The sequence below is a fragment of the Sphingomonas sp. UNC305MFCol5.2 genome (genome assembly GCF_000712135.1).
GTDB lineage: Bacteria > Pseudomonadota > Alphaproteobacteria > Sphingomonadales > Sphingomonadaceae > Sphingomonas.
On the sequence record NZ_JOOE01000001.1, the window covers coordinates 1,241,303 to 1,261,122 of the forward strand.

At 65.9% G+C, this 19,820-nt stretch carries 27 protein-coding genes; 23 read left to right on the plus strand and 4 right to left on the minus strand.

What is annotated here, in order from left to right:
* Positions 1-165 precede the first annotated feature (165 nt).
* The 14 genes from motA (at position 166) to BR78_RS20390 (ending at position 10,042) form a co-directional block, all read left to right on the plus strand.
* On the plus strand, positions 166-1,050 hold the full coding sequence (motA, locus tag BR78_RS0105990; RefSeq protein WP_025560618.1) for a flagellar motor stator protein MotA: 885 nt from the start codon (positions 166-168) through the stop codon (positions 1,048-1,050).
* A complete protein-coding gene (locus BR78_RS0105995; protein WP_025560619.1) occupies positions 1,025-1,342 on the plus strand; it encodes an STAS domain-containing protein in 318 nt (105 codons plus the stop codon). Before motA ends, BR78_RS0105995 begins: the two co-directional genes overlap by 26 nt.
* On the plus strand, positions 1,339-1,704 hold the full coding sequence (locus tag BR78_RS0106000; protein ID WP_025560620.1) for a response regulator: 366 nt from the start codon (positions 1,339-1,341) through the stop codon (positions 1,702-1,704). Before BR78_RS0105995 ends, BR78_RS0106000 begins: the two co-directional genes overlap by 4 nt.
* On the plus strand, positions 1,701-3,905 hold the full coding sequence (locus BR78_RS0106005; RefSeq protein ID WP_025560621.1) for a chemotaxis protein CheA: 2,205 nt from the start codon (positions 1,701-1,703) through the stop codon (positions 3,903-3,905). The genes BR78_RS0106000 and BR78_RS0106005 overlap by 4 nt, the downstream gene beginning before the upstream one ends.
* Positions 3,902-4,396: a chemotaxis protein CheW gene (locus tag BR78_RS0106010; protein WP_025560622.1), complete on the plus strand. Its 495-nt coding sequence runs from the start codon at positions 3,902-3,904 to the stop codon at positions 4,394-4,396. The genes BR78_RS0106005 and BR78_RS0106010 overlap by 4 nt, the downstream gene beginning before the upstream one ends.
* Positions 4,393-5,271: a CheR family methyltransferase gene (locus BR78_RS0106015; protein ID WP_025560623.1), complete on the plus strand. Its 879-nt coding sequence runs from the start codon at positions 4,393-4,395 to the stop codon at positions 5,269-5,271. Before BR78_RS0106010 ends, BR78_RS0106015 begins: the two co-directional genes overlap by 4 nt.
* Entirely contained in the window at positions 5,268-6,302 is a 1,035-nt protein-coding gene (locus BR78_RS0106020) for a protein-glutamate methylesterase/protein-glutamine glutaminase (RefSeq protein ID WP_025560624.1), read from the plus strand. Before BR78_RS0106015 ends, BR78_RS0106020 begins: the two co-directional genes overlap by 4 nt.
* Positions 6,302-6,691 (plus strand): response regulator, encoded by a 390-nt coding sequence (locus BR78_RS0106025; RefSeq protein ID WP_025560625.1) that lies wholly within the window; start codon positions 6,302-6,304, stop codon positions 6,689-6,691. Before BR78_RS0106020 ends, BR78_RS0106025 begins: the two co-directional genes overlap by 1 nt.
* Positions 6,691-7,215, plus strand: a complete 525-nt coding sequence (locus tag BR78_RS0106030; protein ID WP_025560627.1) for a chemotaxis protein CheD — start codon at positions 6,691-6,693, stop codon at positions 7,213-7,215. Before BR78_RS0106025 ends, BR78_RS0106030 begins: the two co-directional genes overlap by 1 nt.
* Entirely contained in the window at positions 7,215-7,550 is a 336-nt protein-coding gene (locus BR78_RS0106035; protein ID WP_025560628.1) for a hypothetical protein, read from the plus strand. The genes BR78_RS0106030 and BR78_RS0106035 overlap by 1 nt, the downstream gene beginning before the upstream one ends.
* A gap of 1 nt (position 7,551) precedes the next feature.
* Positions 7,552-8,403, plus strand: a complete 852-nt coding sequence (locus tag BR78_RS0106040) for a flagellar motor protein MotB (protein ID WP_025560630.1) — start codon at positions 7,552-7,554, stop codon at positions 8,401-8,403.
* Between the two features lie 10 nt (positions 8,404-8,413).
* The gene (locus tag BR78_RS0106045) at positions 8,414-8,854 is read left to right on the plus strand and encodes a hypothetical protein (RefSeq protein ID WP_025560631.1); all 441 of its coding nucleotides are present in this window, start codon (positions 8,414-8,416) and stop codon (positions 8,852-8,854) included.
* 91 nt (positions 8,855-8,945) lie between these two features.
* Positions 8,946-9,569 (plus strand): PilZ domain-containing protein, encoded by a 624-nt coding sequence (locus tag BR78_RS0106050; RefSeq protein WP_025560632.1) that lies wholly within the window; start codon positions 8,946-8,948, stop codon positions 9,567-9,569.
* A gap of 77 nt (positions 9,570-9,646) precedes the next feature.
* Positions 9,647-10,042, plus strand: coding sequence for an endonuclease domain-containing protein (locus BR78_RS20390; protein WP_025560633.1), 396 nt, complete (start codon positions 9,647-9,649; stop codon positions 10,040-10,042).
* A 23-nt stretch (positions 10,043-10,065) separates the two neighbouring features.
* On the opposite strand, the gene fliP is transcribed toward BR78_RS20390, so the two are convergent.
* Genes fliP through BR78_RS0106070 form a run of 3 tightly spaced genes read right to left on the minus strand, consistent with a single transcriptional unit; the run spans position 10,066 to position 11,607 of the window.
* Positions 10,066-10,812 (minus strand): flagellar type III secretion system pore protein FliP, encoded by a 747-nt coding sequence (gene fliP, locus BR78_RS0106060; RefSeq protein ID WP_025560634.1) that lies wholly within the window; start codon positions 10,810-10,812, stop codon positions 10,066-10,068.
* Entirely contained in the window at positions 10,805-11,371 is a 567-nt protein-coding gene (locus tag BR78_RS21285; protein ID WP_025560635.1) for a FliO/MopB family protein, read from the minus strand. The genes fliP and BR78_RS21285 overlap by 8 nt, the downstream gene beginning before the upstream one ends.
* Positions 11,371-11,607, minus strand: coding sequence for a FliM/FliN family flagellar motor switch protein (locus BR78_RS0106070; protein WP_025560636.1), 237 nt, complete (start codon positions 11,605-11,607; stop codon positions 11,371-11,373). The genes BR78_RS21285 and BR78_RS0106070 overlap by 1 nt, the downstream gene beginning before the upstream one ends.
* A gap of 405 nt (positions 11,608-12,012) precedes the next feature.
* Here BR78_RS0106070 and flgC point away from each other — a divergent pair, with 405 nt between their 5' ends.
* The 6 genes from flgC (at position 12,013) to katG (ending at position 17,329) form a co-directional block, all read left to right on the plus strand.
* On the plus strand, positions 12,013-12,420 hold the full coding sequence (gene flgC, locus BR78_RS0106075) for a flagellar basal body rod protein FlgC (RefSeq protein WP_025560637.1): 408 nt from the start codon (positions 12,013-12,015) through the stop codon (positions 12,418-12,420).
* Positions 12,421-12,432: 12 nt separating this feature from the next.
* Complete coding sequence (locus BR78_RS0106080; RefSeq protein WP_025560638.1) at positions 12,433-12,747, plus strand: flagellar hook-basal body complex protein FliE; 315 nt, start codon at positions 12,433-12,435, stop codon at positions 12,745-12,747.
* A gap of 3 nt (positions 12,748-12,750) precedes the next feature.
* Positions 12,751-13,014: a flagellar biosynthetic protein FliQ gene (locus BR78_RS0106085; RefSeq protein WP_025560639.1), complete on the plus strand. Its 264-nt coding sequence runs from the start codon at positions 12,751-12,753 to the stop codon at positions 13,012-13,014.
* The gene (gene fliR, locus BR78_RS0106090; protein ID WP_025560640.1) at positions 13,011-13,769 is read left to right on the plus strand and encodes a flagellar biosynthetic protein FliR; all 759 of its coding nucleotides are present in this window, start codon (positions 13,011-13,013) and stop codon (positions 13,767-13,769) included. Before BR78_RS0106085 ends, fliR begins: the two co-directional genes overlap by 4 nt.
* On the plus strand, positions 13,769-14,839 hold the full coding sequence (flhB, locus tag BR78_RS0106095; protein ID WP_025560641.1) for a flagellar biosynthesis protein FlhB: 1,071 nt from the start codon (positions 13,769-13,771) through the stop codon (positions 14,837-14,839). The genes fliR and flhB overlap by 1 nt, the downstream gene beginning before the upstream one ends.
* Positions 14,840-15,121: 282 nt before the next feature.
* The gene (gene katG / locus BR78_RS0106100) at positions 15,122-17,329 is read left to right on the plus strand and encodes a catalase/peroxidase HPI (protein ID WP_025560642.1); all 2,208 of its coding nucleotides are present in this window, start codon (positions 15,122-15,124) and stop codon (positions 17,327-17,329) included.
* 45 nt (positions 17,330-17,374) lie between these two features.
* On the opposite strand, the gene BR78_RS0106105 is transcribed toward katG, so the two are convergent.
* A complete protein-coding gene (locus tag BR78_RS0106105) occupies positions 17,375-17,791 on the minus strand; it encodes a flagellar assembly protein FliX (protein ID WP_025560643.1) in 417 nt (138 codons plus the stop codon).
* A gap of 113 nt (positions 17,792-17,904) precedes the next feature.
* Here BR78_RS0106105 and BR78_RS0106110 point away from each other — a divergent pair, with 113 nt between their 5' ends.
* The 3 genes from BR78_RS0106110 to BR78_RS0106120 are packed head-to-tail and all read left to right on the plus strand — an operon-like array spanning position 17,905 to position 19,690.
* Positions 17,905-18,978: a flagellar basal body P-ring protein FlgI gene (locus tag BR78_RS0106110; protein WP_231478174.1), complete on the plus strand. Its 1,074-nt coding sequence runs from the start codon at positions 17,905-17,907 to the stop codon at positions 18,976-18,978.
* Entirely contained in the window at positions 18,978-19,265 is a 288-nt protein-coding gene (locus tag BR78_RS0106115) for a rod-binding protein (RefSeq protein ID WP_025560646.1), read from the plus strand. The genes BR78_RS0106110 and BR78_RS0106115 overlap by 1 nt, the downstream gene beginning before the upstream one ends.
* Positions 19,265-19,690 (plus strand): hypothetical protein, encoded by a 426-nt coding sequence (locus BR78_RS0106120; RefSeq protein WP_025560647.1) that lies wholly within the window; start codon positions 19,265-19,267, stop codon positions 19,688-19,690. The genes BR78_RS0106115 and BR78_RS0106120 overlap by 1 nt, the downstream gene beginning before the upstream one ends.
* Positions 19,691-19,820 lie beyond the last annotated feature (130 nt).

Consider the following 19,820-nt stretch of genomic DNA (forward strand, 5'->3'; position numbering starts at 1 on the left):
GCCGACCCAATTTCCCGCACGCATTTGCTTGCGCCGCCCTGCGCCCCATGGCCGCGACGGCAGGACCGGCAGACAACCTGAGCAAAAACGGGCCACGTCGCAACGCGGCCCGCCAAATCCGTCCTATAATTCTGGAAACACCAAAGAAAGAATAGCGGCACCGTCATGCTGAACGGCGTAGGTTTCCTCATCATCCTGGGCTGCGTCTTCGGCAGCTTCGTGATCTCGGGCGGCAAGTTCGAGATCATCGCGCACGCGTTGCCGCATGAAATGATGGCCATCGCCGGCGCGGCGATCGGCGCCTTCATCGTCTCCAACTCGATGGCGACGGTGAAGAAGGCCGGTGGCGGCGTCATGCGCGCCTTCAAGGGCGGCCGCTGGAAAGCGCAGGACTATAAGGACCTGCTGACGCTGATGTTCGGCGTGCTGTCGACCTTCAAGAAAGGCGGCGCCACCGCGATCGAGCCGCATCTCGACAAGCCCGAGGAAAGTTCGATCTTCAGCCCCTATCCGCGGCTGCTCAAGGACCATCACCTCATCGAATTCATCTGCGACTACCTGCGCATGATGACGGTCAGCTTCGAGGATCCGCATCAGATCGAGGCGGCGATGGAAGCCGATATCGAGAGGCATCACCACGAGGAAGCGGGCCCGCAGCACGCACTCCAGATCATGGCCGACGGCCTGCCCGCGCTCGGCATCGTCGCCGCGGTGCTCGGCGTCATCAAGACGATGGGATCGATCGATCAACCGACCGAGATCCTAGGCGCCATGATCGGCGGCGCGCTGGTCGGCACCTTCCTCGGCGTGCTCCTCGCTTATTGCGTCGTCGGCCCGCTCGCCGCGAAGCTGATGGAGACGATCGAGGAGGACGCCAAGCCGTTCTTCATCGTGAAGACCGCAGTGGTCGCCTATGCCCAGAACCAGCCGGTTCAGGTCGCGATCGAGATCGCGCGCCGCATGACGCCGTCGGCCTTCGCGCCGACCTTCCAGCAACTCGAAACTGCTCTCGACGAGGCGAAAAATGGACTCAACCCTGCAACTGCCTGAGGCGGATGACCGCGCGCTGCGCCTGCCCGCGCACGGCACCACCGTCACTGCGGAAGACCTGCGCGTCCGCTTCGTCCTCGCCGCCGATCTCGACGACACGATCGAAGTCGACGCGTCGCAGGTCGAGAGCGTCGGCCAGGCCGTGCTCCAGCTCCTCGTCGCCGCGCGCAACGAGGCGGCGGCGAACGGCCAGGGTTTCCGCATCGCCAATCCCAGCCAAGCCTTTGTCAATCGCGTGAACAGCTGCCGTCTGGCCGCCGCGATCGGACTCGAAACCGGAGACGTCCAGTGAGCAAGTTGATCCTTACCGTCGATGATTCGGCGAGCATGCGCATGCTGCTCAAGACGTCGCTGACCGCGCAGGGCTATCGCATCGAAAGCGCCAATGACGGCCAGCACGGGCTCGAGCGCATGGATGAGGTCAAGCCCGACCTGCTGATCACCGACATCAACATGCCGAAGATGGACGGGTTCGAACTGATCGAGGCGGTCCGGGCCCGACATGAGTTCCGCGGCACGCCGATCCTCGTCCTCTCGACCGAATTCTCGGACGAGAAGAAGGCCCGCGCCCGCTCGGCCGGCGCGACCGGCTGGATCACCAAGCCCTTCGAAGCCACCAAGCTGGGGGCGGCGATCCGCCGCGTCTGCCCGTGAGCGACGAGCTCGACGAAATCCAGGCAATCTTCTTCGAAGAATGCACTGAGGGTCTCACGACCGCCGAGCAGGGCCTTTCGGCCATGCAGGCCGGCGACGTCTCTGCCGAGACGATCGCCGGCGTGTTCCGTGCGGTCCACTCGATCAAGGGCGGCGCCGGCGCGTTCGGCCACGCCGACCTGACGGCGTTCGCACACAAGTTCGAGAATGTGCTCGACGAGGTTCGCGCGGGCAAGATCGCGCCCACCCCCGGCGTCGTGAAAGTGATGCTGAGCTCGTTCGACGTGCTCTCGGATCACGTCGAGACCGCCAAGGGCCTCGCGCCGCGTCCCAACGACGCCGCAGCGCTCGCCGCGCTCGAGAAGGTGCTCGCCGACAAGGGCGCAGCGGACGAAAGCGGTGCGGCGCCTGCCCCCGCTCCCGCCCCCGTGATCGAAGCGGCACCCGCGCCGGCCGTGGCCGAGGACGAATTCGGCTTCACGCCGGTCGCCTTCTCGCTCGACGATTTCGACGCGCCCGCCGCGCCGGCGGCCGATGCCGCGAGCTGGACGATCCGCTTCAAGCCGTCGCGCGCCGCGCTCGCCAATGCCAGCGAGCCGATGCTGCTCATCCGCGAGCTCGAGACGCTCGGCGCGACGATCGAGTCGGTCGACGTGTCCGACGTGCCGCCGCTGCGCGACCTCGATCCCGAGGACGCCTATTTCACCTGGGTGCTCAGCATGCCGGGCGACGTGCCGCGGAACGACATCGACGATTGCTTCGATTTCGTCGCACCGGATTCGCTGATCGAAATTACGCGCAACGAAGTCGAGGCCCCCGCCCCGGCGTTCATCCCCGTGCCCGTCATCGAAGCCACGGCTCCCGAAGCAGCGCTGGAGGATCTGATCCCGTTCGTGCCGGTGATGGCCACGATCGAGGATCTCACCGCGCAGGTCCAGCAGGTGGTGGCGGATCTCGCCGCCACGCCGATGACACCGACTCCCGCTCCGGCCCCGGTCGAGAGCGCGGCGCCGAAGCCGGCGAGCGAAGCCTCGCAGACGATCCGCGTCGATCTCGCCAAGCTCGATCTGCTGCTCAACCTCGTCGGCGAGCTGGTGATCCGCAATTCGATCCTCGCCGACCGGCTGTCGCCCGCCGACCGCCAGCGCGTCGAGCTGCCCGAGCTGGCGCGCCTCACGCGCCAGATCCAGGACAATGTCATGTCGCTGCGCGCGCAGCCGATCAAGCAGGCCTTCAGCCGGGTGCCGCGCATGCTGCGCGACCTCTCGGCCGAGACCGGCAAGCAGATCGAGCTCGAGACCGTCGGCGAGACCACCGAAGTCGACAAGGGCGTGATCGAGAAGATCGGCGATCCGCTGACTCACATGATCCGCAACGCCGCGGACCATGGCCTCGAAAGCACCGAAGAGCGCCTCGCCGCCGGCAAGTCGCCGGTCGGGACGATCAAGCTGTCGGCCGAGCAGAAGGGTGCGCGCATCTTCGTTCGCGTCCAGGACAATGGCCGCGGCATCAACCGCGAGCGGGTCAAGGCCAAGGCGATCGAAAAGGGCATCATCTCGCCCGACGCGGTCCTGTCGAACGAAGAGATCGATCAGCTGATCTGCGCGCCGGGCTTCTCGACTGCCGAGACGATCTCGAACATCTCGGGCCGCGGCGTCGGCATGGACGTGGTCCGCTCGAACGTCGAGGCGCTCGGCGGCCGCGTCGAGATTCATTCGGTTCCCGGCGAAGGCACGACCTTCACGATGATCCTGCCGCTGACGCTCGCGATCCTCGACGGCATGATCGTCCGGCTCGCCAGCCAGCGCTTCGTCCTTCCGCTCGCGCATGTGCTCGAGACCGTCCAGCCCGAGCCGGGCCAGGTCAAGCGCACGTCGCCCGACACCGAAGTGATCGACATGCGCGGCGAATATGTCCCGGTGAAGCGGGCGACCGAGATCTTCGGGCTCAACGACGATCGTCTCGTCGAGGACTCGCTGGTCGTCATCGTCGAGAGCGAGCACGGCAAGGTCGGCCTCGTCGTCGATACCATCGACGACCGCCGCGAAGTGGTGATCAAGAGCCTCGACCAGAACCTCCACCCGATCCGCGGGCTGGGCGGCGCCACCATCCTCGGTGACGGCTCGATCGCGCTCATCCTCGATATCGAGGCACTCGTCGCTTCCACTTCCCGCTACACCCCCAAAGGACTGGCCGCATGACCACCACCACTGAAACCGCGAGCGACTGCAAGATCGTCACCTTCACGCTCGGCAAGCAGACCTTCGGGATCGACATGGGTGCGCTCATCGAGATCCGCGAATGGGACGAGCCGACGCCGCTGCCCAACGTTCCGACCTTCATCAAGGGCGTGACCAATCTGCGCGGCAACGTCATCCCCGTGGTCGGCCTCGCCGAGCGGCTGGGCTGGGAGCCGAGCGCAATCCACGCGCGCTCGTGCGTGCTGGTTGTCAGCATCGCCGGCAAGCAGGCGGGCTTCCTCGTCGACGAAGTCAACGACATCGTGGCGATCAATCGCAGCGAGATCCAGCCGGCCCCCGAGGTCGAGACGATCGAAGCCAGCGTGATCGACGGGCTGGTGCGCATCACCACCCGCGCAAAGGACGGCACGCGGGACGAGAACGGCACGATGGTGCTGCTGCTCGATCTCGAGGCGCTGAGCCTGACCAGGCATCTGGATCTCGCGGCGTGAGCCCGGCCGGGGGCGCCGCGGCGCTCGCCGGCGGCAGCGCGATGGCGGCGGCGAATGCGGAACTGTCGCCCCGCGACTTCGCCGCGATCGCCGCGATCATGCACAGCGATGCGCGCATCGAACTGAGCGCGGCCAAGACCACTCTGGTCCAGTCCCGCCTCGCGCGGCGGCTGCGCGAATATGGCCTCGGCCGCTTCTCGGAATATGTCGCCTTGGTCCAGTCCGATGCGCAGGAGCGCCATGCGATGGTGGTGGCGCTGACCACCAATCACACGCATTTCTTCCGCGAGCCGCATCACTTCGATCATTTCCGCGAGCACGTCCTGCCGGTGCTCAAGCGCAAGCAGGGCCCGATCCGAATCTGGTCGGCGGGCTGCTCGTCGGGCGAGGAGGTCTATACGATCGCGATGTGCCTGCTCGGTCCGGACCGCACGTCCGCGACCTGGCTGCGCAGTGCCGACGTCCGCCTGCTCGCCACCGACATCGCGCCGCACGTGGTCGAGTCCGTCGCGCGCGGCTTCTATGCGGAGAATGTCGCGGCCGGCGTTCCCGAGCCCTATCGCAGCACCTGGATGCGGCCAGCGCCGGGGGGCTTCGTGATGGCCGAGGAAGCGCGCCAGCTGGTCACCGCACGGGTTCTGAACCTGTTCGAGAAATGGCCGCTAAAAGCCCGGTATGACGTAATCTTCTGCCGCAACGTGATGATCTACTTCGGCGATCCCGCGAAGGAGGAGCTGGAGGGGCGTTTCGTCGACCAGCTCGCGCCTGGCGGTCACCTCTATATCGGCCATTCCGAACGTCTGATCGGGCCCGCGGCCAGCAGGATGAAATCGTGCGGCCATACCATTTACGCCAGGCCGGAGATCCGGGGATGAGACCCGTACGTACCCTTATCGTCGACGACAGTGCGTCGATGCGGGCGACGCTGAAGCGCATGCTTTCGGCCGATCCCGAGATCGAAGTCGTGGGCATGGCGCCCGAGCCTTTCGCGGCGCGCGACATGATCAAGACACTCAACCCCGACGTGCTGACGCTCGACGTCGAAATGCCGGGGATGGACGGCCTGTCGTTCCTCGAGCGGATCATGCGCCTGCGGCCGATGCCGGTGGTGATGTGCTCGACGCTCACCGCGCGCGGCGCCGAAGTCACGATCGAGGCGCTGCGCCTCGGCGCGATCGACTATGTCACCAAGCCGAGCGGCACGCCGGAGGACATCGAGCGCGACGCGACGTTGCTCTGCGAGAAGGTCAAGACCGCCGCCCGTTCGGCGGCGCGTGCCGGGCCGGCCCGCCTGCCCCAGCAGCCCAGCATCGCCGGCGGCGCCGCGGGCAAGCTGATCGCGATCGGATCGTCGACCGGCGGCGTCGAGGCACTGTTCTCGCTGTTGCCTGCCTTGCCCGCGGATTGTCCGCCGGTGCTGATCGTCCAGCACATGCCGGCCAGCTTCACCCGCAGCTTCGCGCAGCGGCTCGACGCCGAATGTAGCGTCCGCGTCGTCGAAGCGACCGAAGGTGCAACGATCCAGCCGGGAACCGTCTATATTGCACCTGGGGGCGAGACGCACATGGAGCTGTCCGGCGGCGTTGCCGGGCGCATCAGGCTGCGTCCCGGAGACCTGGTCGCCGGCCATCGCCCCTCGGTCGACGTGCTGTTCCGCTCGGTGGCGCCGCTCGGCGCCGCGGCGGTCGGGGCGATCCTGACCGGGATGGGTCAGGACGGCGCGGAAGGCCTGCTGGCGATGCGCCGTGCGGGCGCCCGTACGCTCGGCCAGAGCCGCGAGACCTGCGTCGTCTGGGGCATGCCCCGCGCCGCGCAGGAACTCGGCGCGGTCGAGAAGGAAGTTGGTTTGTCTGGCATGCCTGAGGCGATCCTCAAGGCATGCCGCGAGAAGGTTGGGAGCGTCTGATGCCTGCTGCTGCAGCAATCAAGGTTATGGTCGTGGACGATCAGACCAGCATGCGCGCGATGATCCGTCGCGCCTTGCAGGATCTGGGTTTCAAGGACGTGCGCGACAAAGCGAGTGCGCCCGAGGCGCTGTCGGCGATCAAGAGCGATCGCGTCCACCTCGTCATCTCGGATTTCAACATGCCCGAGATGGACGGTCTCCAGTTCCTGGAAGCCGTGCGCACCGATCCCGTCATCGGCAAGACCGTGTTCATCATGCTGACCGGCTCCGCCGACAAGGAGATCGTGCAGAAGGCGGCCGCGCTCGGCGTCAACAACTACGTCGTCAAGCCCTTCGCTCCCGCGGCGCTCAAGGAGAAGATCGAACGCGTCTTCGGCGAGCTCACCTGATGCGTCGGGTCTCGATCGTGCAAGGTGAGAATGCCATCGTGGTCGAGCCCGACGTCGTCGTGTCGACGCTGCTGGGAAGCTGTGTCGCCGCGTGCCTCTACGATCCGGTCGCCAAGGTCGGCGGGATGAACCACTTCCTGCTGGGCGAACCGAGCTCCGACCACCGCGTCTCGGCCGGGGACATGCAGCGTTACGGCGTCCACGCGATGGAATTGCTGATCAACGGCATGATGGCGAAGGGTGCGATGCGCAATCGTCTGCGGGCACATCTTTATGGTGGCGCCAACATCGTCTCGGGCCTCGGGTCGATCGGATCCTCGAACGCGGCGTTCGCGCATCGCTTCATGAAGACCGAAGGCATCGAGGTCGCGCATAGCGACCTCGGCGGGTCCTCGGCACGCAAGATCGAGTTCCTCCCGCATGAGGGCCGCAGCCGCTGCACCAAAGTCGCGGATCGCGTCCCCGAACGTCCCCTCAACCCCTTGCCCCTGCCGGTCGCCGGCGGCGATCTGGAGCTGTTCTGATGTCGTGTATGTCCGCGCCCGCCCAGCCCTCGTCAATGCAGCCGCTCCAGGCGTACGACCCCTATTCGGGCGCGCTCCATCTGGTGATCGCCGGCGAGCTGCGCGAGATGCGCGACATGCTCGAGCGGCTTGCCGAAGTGCTCGTCGCCGACGAGCACTTCGGCGCCTCCTATCTCGAACAGCTCCAGTCGTTCGACTATCTGGTCCAGCATGCCGACGAATGCGTGAACCTGCTCGAACGCATCGCCGGCGGCGAGGATTCGCTGACCGCGATCGGCCATGTCCGCCTGGGCGTGGTGCAGGATCGCCTCCGAACCGCGCTGCGGGGCTGCTGACATGGCCAGCATTCCCAACGAACGGCCGATCGTCATCAAGCGGGTCAAGAAGGTCGCCGGCAAGCATCACGGCGGCGCCTGGAAGGTCGCCTATGCCGATTTCGTGACCGCGATGATGGCGTTCTTCATGCTGCTGTGGCTGATCTCGAATCCCGACAAGGAGCGGCTGAAGGGTCTCGCCCAATATTTCACGCCGACCGTGGGCGAAGCCTCGCCGACGACACCGCTTCAAGGTACGTCGGAGGGCGCGGGCGGGCGTTCGCGCAAGAACTCGACCGACAGCAGCAAGGCGCAGGGCACGCCCACCAGCGACGCCGCCGTCGCGGGCGCCGCGAGCGGCGGCACGGCGAATGTCCCCGATGCCTCGATGCGCGTGCTCGCCTCCGAGCTGCAGGTCGCGCTGGATCCCGCATCGCCGGACCCCCAGGCGAAACGCAACGTCAAGATCGACCCGAGCCGCGACGGCCTGCGCATCACGCTGATGGATACCGACCAGCAATCGATGTTCCGCGCCAACACCGCCCAGCTCAACCCCTATGCCCGCGGGATGCTGACAAAGGTTGCGGCCAAGCTCGCCACCTCCGGCGCGCAGATCGCGATCGAGGGCCATACCGACGGCACCGGCGGCCAGAGCGACGCCAATTGGCGCCTGTCGGGCGAGCGCGCGCTTGCCGCCCGCTCGGCGCTGATCGCCTCCGGCATGACCACGGACCGTTTCGCCGAGATCGTCGCGATGGGCGCCACCCGGCCGGTCTATCCGGACCAGCCCGATCGCGCCGAGAACCGCCGCATCACGATCGTGCTCAAGGCCGAAGCCTCGGCGCTCCCCAGCGATTCCAGCTTCAAGTTCTGAGGCAGAGACAATGAAGAAGATCCTGTTTCTGCTCTTTATACTCCTCGCCGGCCTCGGCCTGGGCGGGGGTGCCGCATACGCCACCGTGATGCTGCTCGGCCCCAAGGCTCCGGCGGCCGCGAGCGCGCATGACGACGTCGAGCCGAGCTTCGTCGATGCCGGCAAGATCCTCGCGCCGCTCGTCTTCGCCGACGGTCGCCTTTCGGGATATGTCCAGTTTCAGGTTCAGCTCGAAGTGCCCGCCGACCAGGCCGAATTCGTGACCGCGCGGCTGCCGCTATTGCTCCATGCGATCAATATGCGCACCTATCGCACCCCGATGGCCGCGGGTCCGGACGGACTGATCCCCGATCTCGAGACCTTTCGGAAAGTCGTCATGGCCGCCGCCCCCGAAGCGTTCGGCGCCGGCGTTCTGCGGAAAGTCGCCGTTACCCAGGCGAACCCGGCATGACCCGGAGCGCAACTTTACTGAGATTACAGCGCCCCCTTTTTCGTGCCTATGCTGTGGGACGAGGGAGTCGCTTCGACCACGGAGGACAGCCATGCACTTGACGAAGGCCCAGTCCGCGGAAGCGGGCCTCGCGCGCGATCGCGCACCGCGCACCGTAACGACGCTGCTGGTCGGCAAGCTCCGGTGCAGCGGCATGATCGAGCATCTCTGCCGCGTCCGCAACGTCTCGGTGACGGGCATGATGATCGAGACGCACTACACGCTCGGCTACGGCAATTGGGTGACGGTCGAATTGCGCAGCGGCGACCAGCTGCGGGGCAGCGTCGTCTGGAGCAGCGAAGGCCGCGCCGGCGTCGAATTCGCCGAGCCCATCGACGTCGATCACATCCTTGCCCAGGCCAAGGCCGGGCTCGAACGTTTCTGTGGCCCGGCGCCCCGCGCGCCGCGCTTCGACGTGACGTGCGCCGCGCGGATCACTTGTTTCGGCCGCCCTATCGACGTCACGCTCGAGAACATCTCGCAGAGCGGCGCCCGGATCGCGATGCCCAGGCCGCCGCGCGAGGATATCGAGATCATCCTCTCGGTCCCCGGCCTCCCCTCGCGCCGCTGTACGACGCGCTGGTCGAGCGAGGACAAGGCCGGCCTGATCTTCCTCGAACCGATCTCGTACAACGACCTCGCCCCCTGGCTCGAGCATTGCAACCTGGATAGCTGATCCATAGCGGATCAAAAGCCCTCTCCCGCCTGCGGGAGAGGGTTGGGTGAGGGTGTGTCAGGCGTTACGGAATACAGGTGCCGCGAATTCGCTCCACCAATCCACACGCAAAGCGCCTTCGACGTGAGGCGACGGATGTTGAGCGCAAGCTCTGGTCGATGGTGCGCAATCGCCAGCTCGCCGGCTACAAGTTTCGCTTCCAAGCCACCATCGGGCCCTATGTGGTCGACTTTCTTTGCGCGGAGAAACGGCTGATCGTCGAACTCGATGGCGGACAGCACGGTCCCGAGGCAGATAGACGTCGCTCCAGCTTTCTTGAGGATCGAAGCTATGTCCTCCTGCGCTTCTGGAACAACGATGTGGTCGAGAATCTCGATGGCGTGCTGCAAGCGATAAGCGATCAACTGGCCGCAATGCCCGACCTACACCTCTCACCCTCACCCAACCCTCTCCCGCAAGCGGGAGAGGGCTAAACAAAGGGCCCCGGTCGCCCTCGCTACGTCGCGAAACTCTTCACCAGCGATCCCGCCACCAGGGCCCAGCCGTCGACCAGCACGAAGAAGATGATCTTCATCGGCAACGATATCGTCGGCGGCGGCAGCATCATCATGCCCATCGCCATCAGCACCGCCGAGACCGCAAGGTCGATCACGAGGAACGGCAGCAGCAGCAGGAACCCGATCTCGAACGCGCGGCGCAGCTCGGAGATCATGAACGCGGGCGCCAAAGTCGTCAGCGGCGTGTCGGCGCGAGTAGCGATCGGCTTGTTCGCCAGATCGGCGAACAGCTTCAGATCGCTGTCGCGCACCTGGCCGAGCATGAACTTGCGGAACGGCTCGGCGGTCTTCTCGAACGCGACCTGCTCGGTGATCTTGCCCTTGGTATAGGGATCGACGCCTTCGTTCCACGCCTTCTCGAAGGTCGGCGCCATCACGAAGAAGGACAGGAACAGCGCGAGGCTGATGATCACCGGGTTGGGCGGCACGCCCGGCGCGCCGATGCCGGTGCGCAGCAGCGACAGCGCCACCACCATGCGGGTAAAGCTGGTGACCGTCATCAGCAGCCCCGGCGCGAGGCTGAGCACGGTCAGCATCAATACGAGCTGGATCGCCTTGGCCGAGAGCTGGCCCTCGCCCGCCCCGCCTCCCCCGAGATTGATGGTCGTGCCGCCGGCCGCCTGCGCGTGCGCCGCCACCGGCAGCAGCACGAGCGCGGCGACGGCCGCGATCAGGAATTTACGCATTGAGCGCCTCGCGCACCGCGGCGCGGTTCCAGCGCTTGGTGTCGCGCGGACGGCGGGTGCGCTTGCGGGGCGCGGAAGCGGGCAATTCGACGATCGTCGCGTCGACGGACGACGGATCGGTCGGCTCGTCGTCGCTGTCCTCGACCTCGTCGTCATTGGCGCCGCGCACCGCGGCGATCTTCGCGCGCGAGAGATCGACGAGCTTGCCGAAGCTCCCGGCGAAGGCAGCGAGATCGGCCTGGAAATCGGCGGCGGGCATCGCCTGCTCAGGCGCCTTCGCGGCCACGGGTTCGGGCGCGACGATGCCGGTCTCGAGCGTCACATGGCCCTCGGGGCCGATCAGGATGAGGTGTTCGCAACCATCGCGGCGGATCAATGCCACCGAGCGCTTGGCATCGACCGCCAGCCGCTCGACCAATTCGACGCGCTTGCGTGCCGAGCCCGAGACACGGCCCGGCAGCTTGATGTCGTACCGGCGGACTACCCAGAGCGCCCCGGCGAGCATGCCGAGCACGACGCCGAGCGCACCCACGGTGCGGATCATCGACAGAATATCCATCAGTGGCGCTGCTTCTTCACGAGCTCTGAGATTTCGAGCGACATCTGGTCGCCGTCGACGAGGATGCGGCCCTTGGCCACCAGCTCGCCGTTGACATAGACCAGGCTCGGATCGTCCTGGCCGCAATCGAGCGGGATCATCGCCCCGCGGCTCATCTTGAGCATCTGCCGGATCGGCACCTCGGCCGAGCCGAGCACGATCGACAGGTCGATCATAATATCGTCGAGTACGGACATGCGCGCCCCTTTCTGAGTGACTTATAGGAAGCTTTGTCCGGCCCCCGGCGCGCGACCCGGCAAATTTTGCCTAGGCGGATCAACATTCACGTGTCGCCCTCCTTTCCCTCTCCCCTTGATAGGGGAGAGGGTTACCGCAGCTTGGCGCTGTAGCGCCTAGCGGAGGTTGGGTGAGGGGTAGGTCGGCGCGCAACGCCGGGTGCCCGCTTTGCGGCCACACCCCCTCACCCAGCTCCGACTGAGACCGCGCTGAAGGAGCGCGGCCCAAGTCTACGCAACCCTCTCCCCCAAAGGGGAGAGGGAAGAGAAGGGCCGGCGTTTATTTCCGCCTCTCGAACCCTCGCCCGGCAAGAATTGCCTACAATGAGGGAAATGGCCGCTCGGCCGCTCTGGAGCTCGACTCACATGGACTTGAAAGCATCGCTCGGCGTCTCGGAATCGGGGCTTCGCGCCCAGTCGCTCCGGATGCGCGTGATCGCGGAAAACCTGGCCAACCAGGATTCGGTGGCGCAGACCCCGGGCGGCGATCCCTATCGCCGCCGCGTCGCGAGCTTCAAGGCCGAGGTCGATCGCGCCACCGGCGCCACCGGCGTCAAGGTCAACGGAATCGAGACCGACAAGTCCGACTTCACCCGCGTCTACCAGCCCGGCCACCCGGCGGCGGACAAGGAAGGCTATGTGCTCAAGCCCAACGTCAACGGCCTCGTCGAGAGCGCCGACATGAAGGCCGCGCAGCGCAGCTACGAAGCCAATCTCAATGCCATCGAGGCCGCCAAGAGCCTGACGATGCGCACCATCGATCTTCTCAAGTAAGGGAAAAATCTCATGTCAATCGGAGCACTTGATGCGGCCTCTGCCTATGGCAAGGTCGCAGGGATCGGCAGCGCCCTCGGCAAGCCCTCGGTCGGCAAGACCGACGGCGCGGGCGGCTTCGGCTCGATGGTCGAGGATCTCGTCACCGGCACCGCGCAGCAGATGCGGGTCGCCGAACACGCCTCGGCAATGCAAGTCGCCGGCAAGGGCGATCTGATCGACGTCGTAACCGCGATCGGTGCCGCCGAGACCGCGCTCGACACGATGGTCGCCGTCCGCGACCGCGTGGTCAGCGCCTATACCGACATCATGCGGATGCAGATCTGAAGCATGTCGCCGAGCGAGGTCATCCAGCTTGCCGAGGCGGCGTTGCTGCTCGTGCTCACCGTGGTGGGCCCGCTGCTGCTGACGTCGCTGATCGTCGGCACCGTCATCGGCCTGCTCCAGGCGCTGACGCAGATTCAGGAGACCACGCTCACCTTCGTACCCAAATTGCTCGCGATGGGTCTCGTCTTCCTGCTGATGCTGCCCACCATGGGACAGGCGCTGTCCGGCTTCATGGCCAAGATCAGCGATCTGATCATCACCGGATGATCCTGCCCGCCGACCTCGAATTCCAGGTCTCCGCCTTCTTCATCGTGTTCGCGCGCGTCGGCGCGGTGCTGATGCTGTTGCCGGTGTTCGGCGAGGATTCGATCCCCGGCCGCATCCGGCTGATGATCGCCTTCGCCATGTCGGCCGCACTCTACGGCGCGCTCGGCGAGCCCGCGCGGGTCGCGCTGCAGGGCGGCGCGGTGCTTCCCGCGGTGATCGTCACCGAGCTGATGACCGGGCTCGCAATGGGCATGATCGTCAAGATCCTGTTCTTCGCGATCTCGATCGCCGGTTCGATCGTCAGCATGCAGGTTGGCCTGTCCTCGGCGGTGATCTTCGATCCCGCGCAATCGGGCCAGGCGCCGATGCTCTCCAAGTTCGTCGGCATCGCCGCTGCGCTCGTGTGCATGGGGATGCAGGTCCATCACCTCTGGCTCGGGGCGATCATCCATTCCTATCAGAGCTTCCCGATCGGCGGCCTGCCTCCGATGCAGGATTTCGCCCAGCTCGCCATCGCCGCGGTCGGCCGCTCGATGACGCTCGGCATCAGCCTCGCCGCGCCGCTGATCGTCTATGGCATCGTTTTCAACGTCGCGCTCGGCCTGTCCGCGCGCATCGCGCCGGCGATCCAGGTCTTCTTCATCGCCCAGCCGCTCAACCTGCTGCTCGGGCTCAGCCTGTTCGCCGCCACCGTCGGCACCATGCTCACCGTCTTCGCCACTTCGATGGGTGACGCGATGCAGGGAGGCTGGTGATGTCGGGCGATACGGATCAGGAAGACAAAACTGAATCCCCCACAGACAAGAAACTAGACGACGCCCGCCAACGCGGCGAGGTGCCGATGGCGCCCGAGATGAAGCACGCCGCGATGTTCGTCGCGGCGCTCGTCGTGATGGGTGGGCTCGGCACGTATACCATGCAGATGATGGGATCGCTGTTCGTGCGGCTATGGGGCAGCGCCGACGATTTCCGGATGGAGCCAGCCGGCGCGCAGGACTTCGCGACCGGCATTTTCGGGGCGATCTTCACTACCCTCACCCCGATCCTCGCCGCCCTGTTCGGCTTCGCCTTGCTCGGCGGTTTCCTGCAGGGTCGCCCGATGCTCTCGGCGAGCCGGATCAAGCCCAAATGGTCGAAGCTCAATCCGGTGACCGGATTCATGCGGACCTTCAGCAAGCAATCTCTGGTCGAGTTCTTCAAGACGCTCGCCAAGCTCTGCCTCGTCATCGGTATCGGCGCGTGGATCGCGTGGCCGCATGCCGCGACGATCGACCGGCTCGTCGGCGCCGACATGGTCGCGATGGGCATGGCCACGCACGACATCATCTGGGCGATGCTGGTGCCGATCGCGATGCTGGTCGGCGCGCTCGCACTGTTCGACTTCGCCTGGCAGCGCTTCGCCTTCTTCAAAAAGATGCGGATGACCAAGCAGGAGATCAAGGACGAGTACAAGCAGTCCGAGGGCGACCCGAAGATCAAGGGCAAGATCCGCCAGCTCCAGATGCAGCGCGCCAAGGGGCGGATGATGCAAAACGTCCCCAAAGCCAGCGTGATCATCACCAACCCGACACACTATGCCGTCGCGCTCCAATATGATCACGGCGCGATGAACGCGCCGGTGGTGGTCGCCAAGGGCGTCGACAATGTCGCGCTCAAGATCCGCGAGATCGCCGGCGAGCACAATATCCCGCTGGTCGAGAACCGCCCCCTCGCCCGCGCGCTCTATGCCTCGGCCGAGATCGATTATCCGATCCCCGTCGAGCATTACGCCGCCGTCGCCGAAGTGATCAGCTACGTGCTCAAAATCGCCAAGGCGAAGCGCTAGGCCTTGCAGCCTATCGTCACCCCGGACTTGTTCCGGGGTCCACCAGGCATCCACCGGTATGATAGAGGCTTTTGCCATCGCCTGCCGCGCAGTGGACCCCGGAACAAGTCCGGGGTGACGGCGGGAGCGCTTGCGCCGCCCCACTGACACATCGAAAACCCACCCTCTGCTGCACCGCGTCATTTATTTTGGCGTTCGTGCTGAGCGGTTTTAATCGTTACCGCCACTGAGCGTCCCGGCCTACCCTGCGTGCAAATCTCCACCGCAGGAAGGATTCGAGCCATGGACGCACCGACGACCGGCAGCCCGCTCAGCGACCCCAGCAAGGAGCCCGCCGCGCTCCGCAGATTGCTCGGCCGCACCAATCGCGACTGGTGGCCCGAGGCGCTGAGCCTCGAGATCCTGACCCAGGGCGGCGTCTCGCCCGATCCGCATGATCCGGACTTCAACTATCGCGAGGCGTTCGCGAAGATCGATTACCAGGCGCTCAAGCAGGACCTGACGGCACTGATGACCGATAGCCAGCCCTGGTGGCCGGCCGATTACGGGCATTACGGCCCGTTCTTCATCCGCATGGCCTGGCACTCGGCCGGCACCTACCGCACCGGCGATGGCCGCGGCGGCTCGTCCTCAGGGTCGCAGCGTTTCGCGCCGCTCAATTCGTGGCCGGACAATGGCAATCTCGACAAGGCGCGCCGCCTGCTGTGGCCGATCAAGAAGAAATACGGCGCCGCAATCAGTTGGGCCGACCTGTTCATCCTGACCGGCAATGTCGCGATCGAATCGATGGGCGGGCCGACCTTCGGCTTCTCCGGCGGCCGCGAGGACATTTTCGAGCCCGAACGCGACATCTATTGGGGCACCGAGGAGCAATGGGTCGGCCACCCCGACAACAAGACCCGTATCGACGACGAGGCGGGAATGGCGCTCGAGGAGCCGCTCGCCGCGATCCAAATGGGCCTGATCTACGTCAATCCCGAGGGCCCCGGCGGCAAACCCGACACCAAGGGCTCGGCGCGTGATCTTCGCCGGACCTTCGCCAACATGGCAATGAACGACGAGGAGACCGCGGCGCTCACCGCCGGCGGCCACACCTTCGGCAAGGCGCACGGTGCGGGCGACGCGTCCAAGGTCGGGCGCGAACCCGAGGGTGCAGACATCGCGCAGATGGGCCTCGGCTGGGCCTCGACGCACGAGAGCGGCATGGGCGACCACACGATCACCTCGGGCATCGAAGGGCCGTGGACGCCGACGCCGACCAAATGGGACATGAGCTATTTCGACATGCTGCTCGACCACGAATACGAGCTGGTGAAGAGCCCCGCCGGCGCCAAGCAATGGCAACCAGTCGGCAATCCCACAGAGACCCTCGCCCCCGCTGCGCACACGCCGGGCAAGAAGGTCCCGACCATGATGACCACCGCCGACAAGGCGTTCAAGGACGATGGCGACTATCGCGCGATCCTCGAGAAATTCCGCGCCGACCCCGCCTATTTCGCCGATGCCTTCGCCCGCGCCTGGTTCAAGCTCACTCACCGCGACATGGGTCCGAAGACGCGCTATCTCGGCCCGGAGGCGCCGCAGGAGGATTTGATCTGGCAGGATCCGATCCCCGCCGGCACGAAGCTGAGCGACGCGGACGTCGCCACGCTCAAGGGCAAGATCGCCGCATCGGGCCTCACCGTCCAGCAACTGGTCAAGACCGCCTGGGCCTCAGCCTCCACCTTCCGCAACTCGGACAAGCGCGGCGGTGCCAATGGCGCGCGCATTCGTCTGGCGCCGCAAAAGGATTGGGGAGCCAATGAGCCGGCCGAGCTAGCGAAGGTCCTCGCCGTCTATGAGGATATCAAGGCAGGGTTCGGCAGTGTCAGCATCGCCGACCTGATCGTGCTCGGCGGCAATCTCGGCATCGAACAGGCCGCGAAAGCGGCGGGCCACGACGTCACCGTGCCCTTCACCTCCGGCCGCGGCGACGCCACCCAGGAATGGACCGACGTCGACAGTTTCGCGCCGCTGGAGCCGCGGGCGGACGGCTTCCGCAACTATCTCTCGGTCAAATTCAATGTGCCGACCGAGGAATTGCTGATCGATCGCGCGCAACTGCTCAATCTCTCGGCGCCGGAGATGACCGTGCTGGTCGGCGGACTTCGCGTGCTGGGCGCCAACCATGCCAAGGCGGGCAAGCACGGCCAGTTCACCGATCGGCTGGGCCAGCTCACCAACGACTTCTTCGTCAACATCCTCGACATGGGCACTGCCTGGAAGCAGATCTCCGAGGCGAGCGACGAGGAGTTCGTCGGCACCGATCGTGCCTCGGGTGCGCATAAATGGACCGCATCGCGCACCGATCTGGTGTTCGGCTCCAACTCGCAGCTCCGCGCGATCGCCGAAGTCTATGCCTCGGACGATGCGGGCGGGAAGTTCGTAAAGGACTTCGTCGGGGCGTGGACCAAAATAATGGACGCCGACCGCTTCGATCTGGCGCGCTGATACCTGAACTCCCCTCCCTGCCTGCAGGGAGGGGATAAGGTAGAATCAGGCCTGGATGTCGAGCTTGGCGAGCTCGACGCGGACGCGCAGCTCGATATCCGACAGGATCCCAGCGAGCACCGGATCGTCCGAAGCTTCGAAATTCTCCGACCATTCGACGATCTCGCGGAGCCGCTCGACGCTGGGCGTTCCGGTCGCCAGTTCCTTGTGGAGCCTGTCGAGCGCATCGACGCCGCGTTCGGCGTCGATCGCCTGCTTGCGCCGGCGCTCGATCGCCGGATCGGCCGCGGCGAGCGTCACCAACATCGCCACCGTGGGGATCGGATGCGCGGTCCCGGCCCCCTGCATCGGCATCGGCCGCGCGGCGATCTCCTCCCCGGCCATCGGAAAGCCGGGCGCGGCCTTCGGCAGCGCGGCCAACAGGCTACGCGCCATCAGCGGCGTCAGGTTGTCGATGCGCACGAAATCAGGTCCTCTCGGCCCGCATTGGCCACCTTTCCTCTATAAGAGAGTTACCGCGGTTTTTCCACTTTCCCCGAGGGTTTATGCACCGGTTCGCCGCTCCGCTCCTGCTCATGCTCCTGGCACTGATCGCTAGTCCGGGCGCTCTGGCGCAGACGCGGATCAAGGACATCGTCGATGTCGAGAATGTCCGCGAGAACCAGCTCGTCGGCTACGGTCTCGTCGTCGGTCTCGCCGGCACCGGCGATCGCATGCGCAACGCGCCCTTCACCGAGGAATCGATGCAGGCGATGCTCGAGCGCATGGGCGTCAACATCCGCGGCACCAATATGCGCACCCAGAACGTCGCGGCGGTCTCGATCACTGCGACCATGCCCCCCTTCTCGCGCGCCGGTTCACGCATCGACGTCCAGGTCGCCGCGCTCGGCGATGCGTCGAGCCTGCAGGGCGGCACGCTGATCGCCTCGTCACTCCGCGCGCTCGACGGCGAGATCTATGCCGTCGCGCAGGGCAATGTCGCCGTCTCCGGCTTCAAGGGCCAGGGCGCGGCCGCGAGCGTCAGCCGCGGCGTCACCACTTCGGCGCGGATCGCCGGCGGCGCGATCGTCGAGCGCGAGGTCCCCTATTCGCTCCAGTCCGCGACCAGCCTCAAGCTCGCGCTCAAGAACCCCGATTTCGCCACCGCCGACCGTATCGCCGGCGCGATCAACGGCCGCTTCCCTGGCAGCGCTACCGTGCTCGATCCGGGCACGGTGCAGGTCCAGCCTGCCACCAATTTCGTCGGCAACGTCATCGATCTCGTCACGCGCATCGGCGACCTTGAGATCAGGGTAGATCAGCCGGCGCGCGTCGTGATCAACGAAGCCTCGGGCACCGTCGTCATGAACAACGACGTGCGCATCACCCCGGTTGCGATCGCCCAGGGCGGCCTGACCATCACTGTCTCCGAGCGTCCGCAGGTCTCGCAGCCCGAGCCGTTCTCGCAGGGCCAGACCACGGTCGTCCCGCGCACCCAGGTGCAGGTCGACGACGGCAATGGCGCGCATCTCGCGGTGGTCAGCGGCGCATCGCTTCAGTCTCTGGTCAGCGGATTGAACACGCTCGGCGTGTCGCCCCGTGACCTGATCACCATCCTGCAGGCCGTGAAAAGCGCCGGCGCGCTCCAGGCCGAGATCGAGGTCCAGTGATGAACGAACTCAACGCGCTTTCGGCGACCTCCGCCGCCACGCCGATGCGGAAGGTCGATCCGAAGAACGCCGAGACGGCGAAGAGCTTCGAGGCCGTCTTCCTCGGCCAGATGACCCAGATGATGCTCGAAAGCGTCGACAAGGGTGAATTCAACGGCGGTGCCGGCGAGGACATGTTCCGCGGCGTGCTCGCCGAGAAGCTCGGCACCGAAATCGCGAACCGCGGCGGCGTCGGCCTCGCGCCCGTCGTGCTCGATCAGATCCTCAAGCTCCAGCAGGGACGATAATGACCGCTCAGCTCATCGACGCGATGGTATCGCTCACAGCCCTTATGGAAGAGGAGAGCGAGCAGCTCGCGCGCAAGGCGTATCTGCCCGCACTGGGCGAGATCGCCGCGGCCAAGCTCCGCCTCACCGGCCGCATCGAGGCCGATGTCGCCCGCCTCAAGCGCGAACGACCCGACAATTGGGCCGAAGCGATCGAGCCTGAGCTGCGCGCCGGACTGTCCGAAGCCAGCCGCAACCTGCGTGACGCTTCGGCCGTCAACCAGCAGATCCTGTCGCGCCAGATCGAGCTTTCGGTCGAGATGATGGGCGCGATCGCCGCCGAGGCACAGCGGCTCACCGGCACCCGTAGCACCACTTATGGCGCGTGCGGCGGACTGGGTGGCATGGACGCGCCGGCGCCGATCTCGATCAACGCCAAGCTGTAAAGGGGTAGATTGCCGACCCTGAAACAGGTCGGGACGCAGTCATCCCAATCCACACAAGAACAATATCGCGCCGCTATAGAAAAGTGGCGCGGGAAGTGTATGCTGCCACCTACAACTAGCCGGTTGGGGA

What these genes read in the sequence shown, in the direction of transcription:
- motA (WP_025560618.1), top strand. Translation starts at nt 166, where the DNA reads ATGCTGAACGGCGTAGGTTTCCTCATCATCCTGGGCTGCGTCTTCGGC.
- BR78_RS0105995 (WP_025560619.1), top strand. Translation starts at nt 1,025, where the DNA reads ATGGACTCAACCCTGCAACTGCCTGAGGCGGATGACCGCGCGCTGCGC.
- BR78_RS0106010 (WP_025560622.1), top strand. Translation starts at nt 3,902, where the DNA reads ATGACCACCACCACTGAAACCGCGAGCGACTGCAAGATCGTCACCTTC.
- BR78_RS0106020 (WP_025560624.1), top strand. Translation starts at nt 5,268, where the DNA reads ATGAGACCCGTACGTACCCTTATCGTCGACGACAGTGCGTCGATGCGG.
- BR78_RS0106025 (WP_025560625.1), top strand. Translation starts at nt 6,302, where the DNA reads ATGCCTGCTGCTGCAGCAATCAAGGTTATGGTCGTGGACGATCAGACC.
- BR78_RS0106030 (WP_025560627.1), top strand. Translation starts at nt 6,691, where the DNA reads ATGCGTCGGGTCTCGATCGTGCAAGGTGAGAATGCCATCGTGGTCGAG.
- BR78_RS0106035 (WP_025560628.1), top strand. Translation starts at nt 7,215, where the DNA reads ATGTCGTGTATGTCCGCGCCCGCCCAGCCCTCGTCAATGCAGCCGCTC.
- BR78_RS0106040 (WP_025560630.1), top strand. Translation starts at nt 7,552, where the DNA reads ATGGCCAGCATTCCCAACGAACGGCCGATCGTCATCAAGCGGGTCAAG.
- BR78_RS0106045 (WP_025560631.1), top strand. Translation starts at nt 8,414, where the DNA reads ATGAAGAAGATCCTGTTTCTGCTCTTTATACTCCTCGCCGGCCTCGGC.
- BR78_RS0106050 (WP_025560632.1), top strand. Translation starts at nt 8,946, where the DNA reads ATGCACTTGACGAAGGCCCAGTCCGCGGAAGCGGGCCTCGCGCGCGAT.
- fliP (WP_025560634.1), bottom strand. Translation starts at nt 10,812, where the DNA reads ATGCGTAAATTCCTGATCGCGGCCGTCGCCGCGCTCGTGCTGCTGCCG.
- BR78_RS21285 (WP_025560635.1), bottom strand. Translation starts at nt 11,371, where the DNA reads ATGGATATTCTGTCGATGATCCGCACCGTGGGTGCGCTCGGCGTCGTG.
- BR78_RS0106070 (WP_025560636.1), bottom strand. Translation starts at nt 11,607, where the DNA reads ATGTCCGTACTCGACGATATTATGATCGACCTGTCGATCGTGCTCGGC.
- flgC (WP_025560637.1), top strand. Translation starts at nt 12,013, where the DNA reads ATGGACTTGAAAGCATCGCTCGGCGTCTCGGAATCGGGGCTTCGCGCC.
- BR78_RS0106080 (WP_025560638.1), top strand. Translation starts at nt 12,433, where the DNA reads ATGTCAATCGGAGCACTTGATGCGGCCTCTGCCTATGGCAAGGTCGCA.
- BR78_RS0106085 (WP_025560639.1), top strand. Translation starts at nt 12,751, where the DNA reads ATGTCGCCGAGCGAGGTCATCCAGCTTGCCGAGGCGGCGTTGCTGCTC.
- fliR (WP_025560640.1), top strand. Translation starts at nt 13,011, where the DNA reads ATGATCCTGCCCGCCGACCTCGAATTCCAGGTCTCCGCCTTCTTCATC.
- flhB (WP_025560641.1), top strand. Translation starts at nt 13,769, where the DNA reads ATGTCGGGCGATACGGATCAGGAAGACAAAACTGAATCCCCCACAGAC.
- katG (WP_025560642.1), top strand. Translation starts at nt 15,122, where the DNA reads ATGGACGCACCGACGACCGGCAGCCCGCTCAGCGACCCCAGCAAGGAG.
- BR78_RS0106110 (WP_231478174.1), top strand. Translation starts at nt 17,905, where the DNA reads ATGCTCCTGGCACTGATCGCTAGTCCGGGCGCTCTGGCGCAGACGCGG.
- BR78_RS0106115 (WP_025560646.1), top strand. Translation starts at nt 18,978, where the DNA reads ATGAACGAACTCAACGCGCTTTCGGCGACCTCCGCCGCCACGCCGATG.
- BR78_RS0106120 (WP_025560647.1), top strand. Translation starts at nt 19,265, where the DNA reads ATGACCGCTCAGCTCATCGACGCGATGGTATCGCTCACAGCCCTTATG.